We start from the raw sequence: 13,228 nt of genomic DNA, 5'->3' as shown, positions 1-13,228 counted from the left end.
AAATGAGTATCAAAGGGGCTTCAATGCACAACCCGCAGACTTCGAAAATGCCAAAGTTGAATCAGAGAGTAGTAATGCATGGGGCGCTTTCCTTGGACGTTATGGAAATGAAGGTGCAGAGGGCGATAAGAATCCCACCACACGCGTGGAAATACCACTGGGAGGAAAAGCACAAACAATTGAATTTGAGTTCCTTCGTATAGATTCTTGGGATAATGAAAAATTCAATGTTTGGGCTGGAGATGATAAAATTATTTCAGAACAGTTCCAGTATAATACGACAAAAGATGCCACGACAGGAACCACCATCATTGATGATGGCTCAAAATACACATACACAATTGAGCCATATGGCAGTATGGCAAATACTGTATTTAGTGGATGGGTTGATCAGAAGTACCGAGTCTCAATCACCACTCCACCAGAGATGGAGACGCTCAAATTAGGATTTAGTTCAACACTGAACCAATCGATAACTGATGAATCCTGGGGTATCGACAATCTTTCATACACGAAACCACCTGTAGGTGGTGGAGATTCCATCTACTCAAGACGCTTCAATTCTCTGCCCACCGACATTGAGAATGCGAAAATTGAAACTGAAAGCAGCAGCGAATGGGGGGCATTTCTTGGTCGCTTTGTTAATGAGAAACCCCGTATCCATATACCTTTGAATATCGGCTCTCATCTAACGCCAAGTAACACAACAGGAAGCGATCAAAAAGCAATCACAGTTGAAGGCGGCAGAGCACAAACCATCGAATTCGACTTTCTGAGAATCGATTCCTGGGATGGAGAACTCTTCCAAGTTTATTCAGGTGAGGACATCATTTTCGAAAAAGAATTTTACTTTGGGAGAACAGAACCCGTCGTCCACGACAGCACAACTATTGATGGATTAACTTATCATTACACGATTGAGCCAAACGGCAAGCGCGCAAACACTGTATTCAGTGGCTGGGATGATCAGAAGTACCGCGTAACTATTACCACACCACCTGAACTGGCAACCATTGATTTAGGCTTCAGCTCTACACTCAATCAAAAACTTGAGGACGAATCTTGGGGTATCGATAACTTGGTGACCCCGGTCACGAACCTCGAATTAGAACTACTCAATGAGGAGAATTTACTTGATATCCGTGGCTACATTGAATTAAGCGACACAATTCATGAAATAGAACCTTCGGTAACATTAAACATAACACCTTTGGCAACACCTGTAGAAGTCTTCACAGTGGGAGAAAGCGCGGAATCAACAATTGACGATTTAGAATTTACGCTCAACACAACAGAAGGGTCCCTATTTACAGACGGATTGATCGCAGCGTTTGGGGATGTCAATCTTGGCGGCAATGTCTCTGATTTGTACACATCAGGGCCAGAAGGTGGTGGAATCTCTCTGGATCCAGTATTTGAAGAGCTAGGTAGCACAAGCACGCTACCTGAGCAATTAGTTGTTCCTATCCATCAAATTGGATTTGATCTCCTGAACAAGGAACCAATCCTTGATAGCTATGTAGAAGTAGTTACGTTAAATGCCTTCGACACTCTATCTCCTGTCGTCCCAAGCAACCCGAACGTGGATTATCTCTCTGCTGTGAAACGAGACTTTGATCTACGAGAATTACTAGGTGGCGAGCCTCAGATTGGTGAGACATATCAAGTTGACATCCATGCACGCTTGGGAACGAAAGAGTCGCCACTAGGGTTACGGATGATGATTATTGACGAGAATGAAACGCGTATTCTGAATCGATTGCAGGATGTTGAGTTGGATAAGATGCGACACGGAGATTTGTCGAAAGAAGATGAACCGTTTGAAATCACGGATCGAGATATTCTGAGCTTCCCATGGACAAGAGAGTTATCAGATGCCAATGCTATCTTACGCATCATGCCCGAACTAGAGTTAGATAAAAATGTCGATATTAATGATATCAAGATTAAAGAGTCGCTCGTCGGATCAGCACAAATCCCGGCCTATGCAGATGTTCACATTAAGAGCGGTCGTGTGAATATCCCACTCCTAAATGAGGGGTCTGCCACATGGGCTGATGTTGATAATGATGGGGATCAAGACCTGCTCTTGAGTGGTGTATCTCGCGAAACAGGAATGCTGACCACGCGGTTGCTCAATAATCCACTTATTGGTGGTGGTGATAACTTCTCAGACATTGCAATATCTCTTCCTGGTCTCAAGCGAGGCAATACAAGTTGGGCCGACTACGACAACGACGGAGACCTCGATTTAGCTATCACAGGGGCACAAGGATCTGAAGAGCTACCCTATCTCCAAATATTCCGGAATACGACAAGTGAGCGTATTCAGAATCCTGATGATGACGGACCAAAGTTTGAGGGTATGGTTAATCGCCAACCTGATGTTCCAAAGGCAAAAGATGTTGGTTGGAACTCCGAACATAATGCAATTCAGTTCAACTGGGACTTCAGTCATCTGACCAATGATGATGCTCCATATACCTACAACTTGGCGGTAGGTACTGAGCCAGGTCTATTTGATGTTCAGTCACCACTAGCGGATCCAGAATCAGGGAAACGCAGAATTGCAAGCCCAGGTAATCAGGGATTCCATAATGCGGGATTACTGAATTCCGCTATCGCAGGTGAACGCTACTACTGGTCGATCCAAGCAATTGATACCGGTATGCGTGGTTCGAGCTGGGGTGAAGGAGAAGCCTTTACAGTTCAACCATTGGTACCGCAGTATCAAGGGGCGCAAATTCAAAATCCAGAACTTCACGAAACACTCTATCTTTGTATAACACCACAATCTGAAAAGGAATACAGTTTGACTGATGGATCACAAACCATCACTATTGAGACCGATGCCATCGGAACAAACGGGCTGACAAAAGAAAACCTTCTTCCTCATCTCGTTGAAAAGCTATCAGCAGCAGCAGGATCACTTGCATTTGATATTTCCCTTAATTCGTCGGGTGAACTCATAGAACTCACCTACAAAACAAATGAGATTGAGAAGGGCATCGCAACGCTGACACCGATTGGAGAATCTTCAATTGACGCCATTGTCTCAGAAACAGTCATTCACGAAACACTCTATATCTGTGTAACACCTCAACCTGAGGAAACATATAGTCTGAGCGATGGATCACTAACCATCACTGTTGTGACGGATGCCATAGGAACAAACGGACTGACGGAAGAAGGTCTTCTTTCTAATCTGGTTGAAAAACTATCGGCAGAAGCAGGATCACTTGAATTCAATATTTCCCTGAACACTTCGGGAGATCTCATCAAACTCACTTACAAAAATTGTGGGATTCAGAAAGGATTCGCGACTTTAACACCAAGTGGCGAAGCTTCAATCGAAGCCAAGGTAAGTGACTTGGTATACGCAAGATCAGAAGCAGAACATATAAAAGCCCAAGCCACTGGAACAATTACAGATATTCACGATACAAGAGATGGATCTAGAATGATCTTCATCACCGAAGCGAGTGACAGCAATAGTACGATCACTCAGACCATTCCAGCCCACCTTACGATCCTAAAGAGTGTTGGAAATACTGTTATAACTGGAGACTTGCTGACAAGTTTGAATGTCGATAATCATTCCGTCAATATTGATCTTGATAATGACGGCGTCGCTGATGAGATCAGATACGACAGCAACAGCCAAAGGTTGTTTGTGCAGCAGCTCTCTGATGAAGGCAATGCACAACCGTTTGTTGGACAAAGCATGGGGCGTTGGAGCGACGGCAGTCAGACAACACCAACGGCAGGAAAAATTACCAATATTCAAGACGATGCTTTAGGCACAAAAAAGGTCACACTGCAACCAGTTGATCAAAATCAGCCTGAGCTGACGTTGACAATCCCATCAGGCTCAGAACTCATTGTTGACGTTGGTGACGTTGTAGAGGCTAATGAAGAGATTATCCAGAATGATTTCTTGGCCATTTTACCAACCACATCAACAGACACATCTGCGACCAACGTTTCGCTCAGAACGATCGACAGGACATTCGTAAGCGAAGATGGTAGCGCTTATTGGACTCTCAGCCAAATCGATGGCAATGATGTAGTAGAGGAAGTAATTGGTTTTGCGACTGGAGATGACGTAAGCCTCGATAGTGAACTCAGCCTAAGAAAGAAATATAAACTTGACACCAATCAGATACCTGAGCTACCAGAAAAGATTACACTTAGATTGAATGGCAGAAACATTCGAGAGCGAATTGGCGAGCTGAAACTTGATGCAACCACCGGCGAAAGCGAAGATCAATATTCGAATCTTAGCTTCACCCTTGAAGACCTTAGAAGCGGAGCTATGCGCTTTGAATTCAATAATCCAGATGATCCTTATCACGAATTAAACGATGAACTGGGGCGCCTTCAAACATCTCTGCCGCTGTTATCAGTCACTGGTGATCAGACCTTAAAGTACTCGCTCTCGATCACTGATCTTGGCGACAGTAGAGCCGATCTACTAGCCGAGTGGGGAGATAAGAATGAGCAAGAAGTCTATGGGAATCTGATTCCGAATTATGCACTCCATAGCAACACCACACCTATCGCACCCGAGATTAAAGAAGCCAAAATAGAGGGCGATTTCGATACTTTCACAGTGTCGATCTCAATGCAATCAGGCGAAGATATTGAAAGTGATCTGACAATTGAAGACCATCACAATTGGCGCTGGGTGCATACTGAAAGTGCCATTGAATTTGATGGCGAAGATGATCACATAACCATTGAAGACAATAGCGATATCCCTACAGGTGCATCATCGTTCACCGTTGAAGCGTGGATACGGCCAGACCTAACCGAAACTCGAGGAATTCTCAGCTGGAGAACACTAGGAATCGATGGTGAGGATAACTCACTACAGATGAATAGCAACAACGGCATTAGACATACACTTAATGGTCAAGAGTTGCCGGCATATGGCGACGATCTCAATCTCTCCGACGGTAATTGGCATCATATTGCCGTTACATACGATACTTCTACAGGCGAGAGGATCATTTATGTCGATGGCATCAAGAAAGCATCAGATATACCAAATGTAACTACATCCACCACTGAGACAGCAACAGCCAGCGAAATAAAAATTGGTGTTGATCGCAACAACCAATATTTTGACGGAATGATGGAAAGCACTCTGATTTGGAATAGAGCACTATCTGAAGCGGAAATCGCCAAGAGGCAAACAACTCCATCGAACGGAAATGAATCAGGCCTGGTTGCATTCCATAAGTTTGACGAAGGTAGTGGTAATCGTGTTGATGCAGATGGGACAACGTTATCCGACCTCACAGGAACACTGATTGGAGGTGCAACATGGACTAGACCGACGACTAAGTCGAAGTGGTTCTCTGTAGCCGACATTCTTGAATCGGAAGAGGAAACAAAGATGCGTCTGTCAAAAGATCAATTACTTCAAACTGGTGTGAATTATGAAAAACTAACGTCTGGAACACTATCCTTGCAGGCACAAGTGATTGATGCTGGAGGCCATCAAGCCACTTCAGCATCGTTTGACCTGCAGGTTCCAGAGCCTCCTGCTGAGGACATTCGTCCAGAGCGTTTGCAACTGGAGAGCGTCAGCTTCACAGAGGGAGACAGCCTTCAGCACCTGGGTAGTCATCTGGTTCCACTATTCCTAAAAGACCGTAATCTCACGGTTCAATCAAATGATATTGCTCTTTCAAGCATTAGTCCGACAATTAAGCTTTATGTTCCCGATTGGTTAGTAGAAGTGGGTGCTTTCGTACTACGTTATGAAAATAGTGCAGAAGTCCTCAATACATCTTTCCACACCGCAGAGAGCGACAACGATCTACTTGTTGCTGAGTTAAGCGCCGAGCAACTCTCAGCATTGGCTTTTATGCCAACGCGTGAAGCCGTTGGTCGCGCCCCGATGTCCTTGCAATGGACCCAAACCTTTGAAGATACGTCTGTTCCTGATATCCAGTTGATTCAGCCACTCGAGCTCAGGTTTAGAGATGGAGGAGATCTCATTCCATCCACTCAGCATGAAAACTTCAGTAGCAATGAAGAAACCGATACCTGGGAGCTTTATCTTCCTCAAGATGCAGATCTCATCGACGGTGTCAGTGGACGTCGGTTCTCCTTGGAAGATGGCGCAACACTATCTGCTTTGAATCTCCCGGGATGGAATGAGATGTTCAACGATCTATTCAATGAGGACGATCTTAAAATCAGTGCCGAAACACAGCCTAATAATTACTTAAAATATACTTTTAGCGGATCTCAAGCAGCTGGCTTTGTCAACAGCCTTCAAATCCTTAACATCGAATCTGATCTGCTTGAAAACAAATCATTGACACTTAGACAAGATCCGGATGGAGGCATTGCCAGCAGCGTAAGTGCGATCTTTGAAGTTACAACAGTCGAGCCTCTTGCACTCGACCAGCATTTCATCAATTCAAGTAACGATGACGAAGTCATTGATATTGAAGAGCAACAAAAGCCATTTGTAATTAACACGGATCGGAATCTGATCATTCCAACGACAACTAATCTCCCTGACAACTACCGTGTTACAAATATCACTCGAGTAGATAATGCAAGCGAAGCTGATGTTCTTGACACCAGTAAACTCAATGAACTTATTCTGTCATTGCCGTCAATTAGGCCTACAGCAATAAGCATTGATGACATCCTGAATAAGCCCAACAAACGGACCATTGATGTAAATTTCAATAATGCCTCAGATGTCTTCGTTGCTGGACCTGGAGATTTTGGCATCAATATGTCAGAGGCTAACCGGGTGATTGAGGTCACCGCTTCCGGCATCAATAAGATCAATGGTAAAACACTGGAAGAACTTAGTGCTGAATTGTCCGAAGAAAATAACACCAACACTACTGATAACAATGCAGACAATATTGAGGCAAACATCTTTAGCACTGGAGCAAGTGAGCAAACTCCTGTGGGTGGTTCAGCAAGCAACAATCATCTGTATGTCACAATCACCAATGAAAGTGAATTCAACAGGGTTTATGCACCAATCAACGGTACCTTCATTCATGTTCTCGGGGAGGTCTTTGAGGTTGGATCAGAAGATCCAGTGAATGATCAACTTCAAGGGCTCAGAGACGTCCTGAAAACAGGACTTAATTATGAATTCGGCGCTGGATATGGAGACTTAATAGATCCAATGGTCTTTGAAGAAGCCCAGTGGGATCATGATGAACACATGGAATATGAAGGAGAGAACGTGACATATCTTCGCTTTAATACAGACGAACTCAGAGATGATCAAATAGCCACTCTTGAGATTGAAATTGAGAAGCTGTATATCACTGAAGGCAATGCTACGTCAAGCACAGATACATCTAGCGATAGTGACAATAATAGCGAGAGCAGTTCATCATCATTCATCAATCCCGACGGCAGCATATCGCTATGGCTGAGGTGGGCGACCAATGAGGAAAACGATGATTCAACGTCTACACAAACATTGTATGACGGATATGCAGCATTCCTTACCGAGCATGATGCCAAAGAAAATACCAATGCTATCGGCATATTGACGAGTGAGAGTGAAGCCGAATTGACATACATCCCAGAGCAAGGCACCTTCCAATCTTATGAGATTAATTACTCCTACTTCGGAACGGAAAACAGTGATCTGAGTCGCTTACTGATTGTGGAAAGCTCGCCAACAGAAAGTGTGATTGAGCATCTCAACCACACCACGGGTATTGGAGCTGACCATCAATTGGTACTTCCTTTTGGTGTCGACAAAACCGTCGTCGAGCTCAACTTCCCGATAGAGAGTACTGCTGAGCAAAGAATAGAGTTTGAAGTAGATGCCGAATCGACAGCAACCATCACACTTCCAGGTGATTTAGATGGAAATATGCCAGGCCTCGATATTGGCCAACCCAGTGAAGACCCCAAATGGGATGCTGGACAACTCTGGAGCACAATTACCATCCCTTTACGTGGAGATCAAACCATCGTTAGTAATGGAATTCAAACTCTTTCTATCTCGCCAGAAGCCTCCACAACCTACACCCTCAGTGATGGCGCAACCAAAGTGGTGGCGAGAACCTCAGACAAGGCAAGCTTGGCAAGCCTTGTCAATACTTTAAAAAACACCAGTGAGTATGCAGATCTGCAGTTCACAATCGCAGCTTCCTCGACCAATGACTATCTTCGCATTACGCACAAAGAGGGGATCAATCAGGTAACAGCGAGTCTCACTCCTGATGGTGGTGACACAATTTTTGCCGAAAACTATCCCTATCCAGATAAAGACTCGCGTTCAGAGAGAGATATTGAGGCATTCAATATAACAATTGAAACCGATGAAACCATCAAGCCCAACGAAAATGTTGTTGAGCTTCAATTGATCAACGACGATATACAGCCTGAGCTCAGCATCGTTAATCTTGAAGTTGAAGGGCAACAAATTACTGTAGAAGCAAACCTTGAAGTCCCAGATGGCGCTCGTCCTCTACTGAGTTCTGAAATTGGCTCAGCACGTGTTCGATTGCTTCGCCATGACCAGCTTCTCGATATCTATCTCGGTGATCTTGACTTTGAGCGTTCAGGACCATTAGCGACAAATTCAACCTCTGAAGCTGTATTCACACTTCCCGATGGCCTAACACCAAGTTCTGATCTTAGGATTGAACTTGAGATGTCAAGGAGCTTATTTGATACAAGTGACACATTTGTCTGGGAAGGTTTCTCCAACGAAGGAGGTGCCTGGCAATTAAGCCGGGATGAAGTCAATACAATCAATACGACAAAAAGTCCGGCCACTGCCATTAATCTTTTTACGGGTCAGATCGTGCTTGTGACCGATGGGCTACTACAGGCTGGAGATACGATGACAGGCAAGGCAGGCGAACCACTTCCTGCCTACATCACACTTTCATCTGATTCACTGATTTCTGAAGATGATGTTAATCTGGATCTTGAAAGCTCCAGTAATTCAGATAATACCGTTTCTGTTGGTGATTTTGATACAGGAATCCCAGATGGGTTTGATGCAACAGACAATCCAGGTGTTCCTGACGGGATGGATAGTTCCAATAGCAATCCCTATGCATTGATGGCTTATGGGCCAATACCTGGTGGACAAAACGAGATTGAAACCATCGCTCTAGATCCTGTCTTCTCAACAGGCACAGTCAACACCGTGACTGGGGTACCCGATGGGATGGGGACCACCAACACGATTGGAGTCCCCGATGGCATGGGCACAGGCTCCACGATTGGAGTCCCCGATGGAATGGGCACTGACAACTCTGTCGGGGTTCCTGATGGCTTCCTCCCAGACGACAATCCAGGTGTGCCTGATGGCTTCCTCCCAGAGGACAACCCAGGAGTACCGGATGGAATGGGTGGCGCTGATGACCCCGCAGTAACCGGCAATGAGTTTTCCGAAGCAGGTCGATTCACGACCGCGACAACCACAAATGAATATGGCTATATCGAAAATAAGACCATAGAAAATTCCTTTGTACTTGCCAATAGCCGATGGTTGCTTACAGCAGAAGAAGAAGAAAGCACAGGCCGAGTGTTTCACCATGCTTACTACCGACCCGACCTAAACCCCAACTCGCAAAACACAATTAACGGCCTAGATTTACCGGAAAATGTCATCGACGCAGCTGGCGATCGACCGGTTGCACTGACATTGACTTCTGTTGAAACCGGTGAGGTGATCCAACGCTGGGACATGAGCCGCAAAGTGATTGATGGAAAGCAGATCATGAACACTTACACCGCAGCAGAGCTAGACAAACTGATGGGCGAATTACCAATTGATGCTGGTGCGGAAAGCTCTTTCTCAATCAATCTGAAGCTCCACGAAGTCATCCAGATCACTGACGGGGATGACGTTACTGGTGTTGAAATCCCTGACGGTAGTTTGAATCTATTTGAGCAGACACTGCATTTCGGCACCTCCTCTCTCTTCAGGGAGGCAGCACATCCTGCATCAGCAGATCCCTTCAAGCAAGTTGATCACATCAGCTTCCAGGAAGGGCATGGTGCTCTCCTGATTGATCTTTCCGATTACGGATCAAGCACCTCTTCCTTTGAAGAGAAGGTTGACGAAATTCTCGCTACTCTAGGAACAAACAGGGTGGCAACGTATCTAGCTGAGCAATTGGAACTTCAATTGAAGCTGCTTGGATACGACGAATCCAACTACGCAGAAGGCTTGGTCGACCTGAATGCTTTCAAACAAGGTGTTACAGGGCATAGCGTTGGAGATGGCGGAGCTACTTGGATCTCTGATATGCAGATGCATGATGCGAATCTCAGTGAAGATTCAGATGCTCTTGAACCATCTCCCTATCGTGTCACTGTGATTGAGGATGACAGTGCAAGTGCCTCGACACTGGAGGCCTGGGCGATCAAACCCGAAGACAACCTGCAAGGGAATTTCAATCTTGAGGTCACCTACAGCAATGGTCGAACACTGAAACGTCACAACTTGGGCGTGACCATTAACAATCTTCCGGATCGACCGGCTCTGACCGAGACTGCTCGGGATCAAATGACCCTGCGCTTGGAGACGGGTCAACGCCCAACGGGCCAAGAGCAGATCATCAGCCTGAACAGTCTGGTTACTGATCCCGATGGTGATGTCCTCTCCTTTGAACTCCAAGGAGAAGGTGTGCCACCTGATGGCATCACCTTCGATGGCGAAGCTGGAATGATCACCATTGGTGGAATTCCCCATGACAGCATCGGTAATCACCTGTTCACGGTCCGTGCCAGCGGAAGTGATGAGGATATTGAACTTGAGTCGATCGACCTGCATTTCGATGTCAAGATCACGCAGCGAAACATTGAGCCGATCTGGAATCTTCCCTTCCAACTGCAGGCGGCGGCGGGTCAGACGACGAAATGGGATCTTGAAGCCAACAACTGGGTAATGGATGCCAACGGCGATAGTCTTCAATACCAATTCCCCGACCCAGAGCTCACACCTCCAGGAATCACTCTTGAGGATGGTGTCCTTGAAGTTGATGCAACAGTCGCGGCAGCCATCCTTCACAGGCTGGAACTACAGGTTCAGGACGGACCCAATCGTGATCCAGTCACTGCAAAGATCAATTTGGTGGTGCCACCGATGGTCCAAGCGGACGTTGCCACATTGCAATCAATCCCTTGGGAAGAACGTCAAACCACCGAAGGTGATGACTTCCAGCTTCTCTTGCAGTTCGATCAACCGCTCAAGAGCGATACAGAACTGCAGTGGGAGATCACGACTTCCGCAGATCAAACTGACGCGATCGATCAACTCAACCGCACAGAAGGAACAGTCAGCGTGGACGCCGGAAGCAGCCTGGCCCTGCTGAGCATCGAGACAACTGACAACGAGCTCGTCACCAGTGATCAGGAACTTCTTCTTTCCTTCAGCAGCGATTCAGAAAAGATCTCACTCCCCGATAGCGCTCAACGACTGCTTCTGAGAGACAACGACGGCATCACGGCTGAACTCTCGAGTCAGTGGATCGACAACGACAGCTTCGATCTCGTTTACACCCCTGGCGTGGCAGGGATGGCTTCGACAGGACTGACGATTCGGATCTCAAATCCGGAACTCACCGAACGTCTTATCGGAGCAGATCTCACCAATATGTTCGCCACTGGTTGGGAAGGAGCGTCCATCGAGGACGACACGCTTGTTCTGACCTGGAGTGATCCTCTCGCCGCAACATGGCCAGGAAGCAGCAGTGTGCATCTGGGCCAAATTCACCTTGCTGCCACAGCCGCAGAGAACGAGCTGAAAGACAGTCCAGAATTGAGCATCCTTGCGGAGGCTGAGCGGGGCATCTCGGTCTACTGGAACGATTCTCCCTGGCTCGCTCCAGAAGAGGATGCCGAGCAGCAGGAAACTGTGTCTCAGATCGTTCAGGCAGCCGCCAGCGGTGCACCGGTGGTTGTCGAAGATCCTGATCTCGCAGAAGCCATCCGCTTTGACAAGAACGGAAAACCCGAAGTGTTGAATCCACGTTCGGTTCTCGAGCTTCTGTTCAGCAGCGATTCCGCCATGGAGGTCAACGTCGGCGGAGCAAGTATTAATGTCAACCTTGATCAGTTCATGACTGAAGCTGAGGATGGCGTCCTGACACTGGCCGACGACCTCGTGGCCTTGCCGTCGTTGAGAACCGGCGGTGGAGGAAGCAAGAGCAAAGCCTCCGAAGCTTTGATTCTGGCTGGTCCCAGCAACGGTGAAAGCTTCAAGAATGTTGGATTTGGCGCCGTGGACGAGAGCCTGGCTGATGATTTACGTGACATTATTGTTGATGCCGTAGATAGTGAACTGGCCGAAGACACAGAGTTCCTCGGTGAACTTGCCTTTGATCTGGAGACCCTCGGGTTCGGTGAGCTTCAGAAGGTTGAGCTTGAGCTCGGAGGAGAAGGTCTTGCCAATCCCAGTATTCTCAAGCCCAATGAGGACGGCGTCTGGGAATCGTTCGACTACGACCCAATCAGTGGAACCGGAGCGTTGTTCATCGATGCCGATAACAATGGCCTATTTGAAGCCGTTGAACTTTGGCTCCAGGATGGTGGACGCGGCGACTTCGACGGCATCGCGGATGGAATCATTACTGATCCCTTGGTGATTGCATCTCAGCCAGCAGATGTCTTCGTGAATGAATCACCGACTGATCTGACGCTGAGTGCCACCAATTTTGACGAGAACATAGCTGCAGGAGCTATGATCGCCACACTGACAACGGCTGATCCAAATGAACAAGATACCTTCACCTACGAACTGATCAGTGGGATCGGAGACACAGACAACACCTTCTTCACAGTGGAGGAAGACCAATTAAAGATCAAAGAATCTCCAGACTTTGAATTCAAAGACTCCTATGATGTTCGCCTGGTGAGCACAGACTTACGTGGGAAATCAGTCCAGAAAAACTTCAACCTAAAAGTTAATGACCTTCGCGAAGTCGTCACGAATTTCGACTTTGACAATAGTGGAAGCATCACCTTCCAGAATGATGCCGTCATCGGCTTGCGCAATCTGATGGGTACATTCCCTGGCGACGCCCTCACCGATGGTGCCCTGTCAGCTGATGCCAGCCTGGACAACAACACCATCAACACAACGATGAACGAGCTGATTCAGAGCGGTGGATTTGACTTCGACCAAGATGACATCATCAACCCTCTTGTGGATGGATTGCTCATGACAGATGAAATGCAAGGGGTGGTCGACACGATCTAA

1 protein-coding gene (only partly in view) is annotated in these 13,228 nt (G+C 46.7%); it reads left to right on the top strand.

Annotated features, from left to right (window positions below):
* Window positions 1-13,228, top strand: the end of a protein-coding gene (locus KR49_RS10920; RefSeq protein WP_162176163.1) for a tandem-95 repeat protein. The gene continues 20,669 nt to the left of window position 1, outside the view; 13,228 of the gene's 33,897 nt are visible here — the last part of the coding sequence; its start codon lies off the left edge, out of view; it ends in the stop codon at window positions 13,226-13,228.

It is taken from the genome of Synechococcus sp. KORDI-49 (genome assembly GCF_000737575.1).
Lineage (GTDB): Bacteria > Cyanobacteriota > Cyanobacteriia > PCC-6307 > Cyanobiaceae > Parasynechococcus.
Note: the sequence above shows the minus strand (reverse complement) of the source record. Positions and strands in the feature narration are given on the sequence as shown.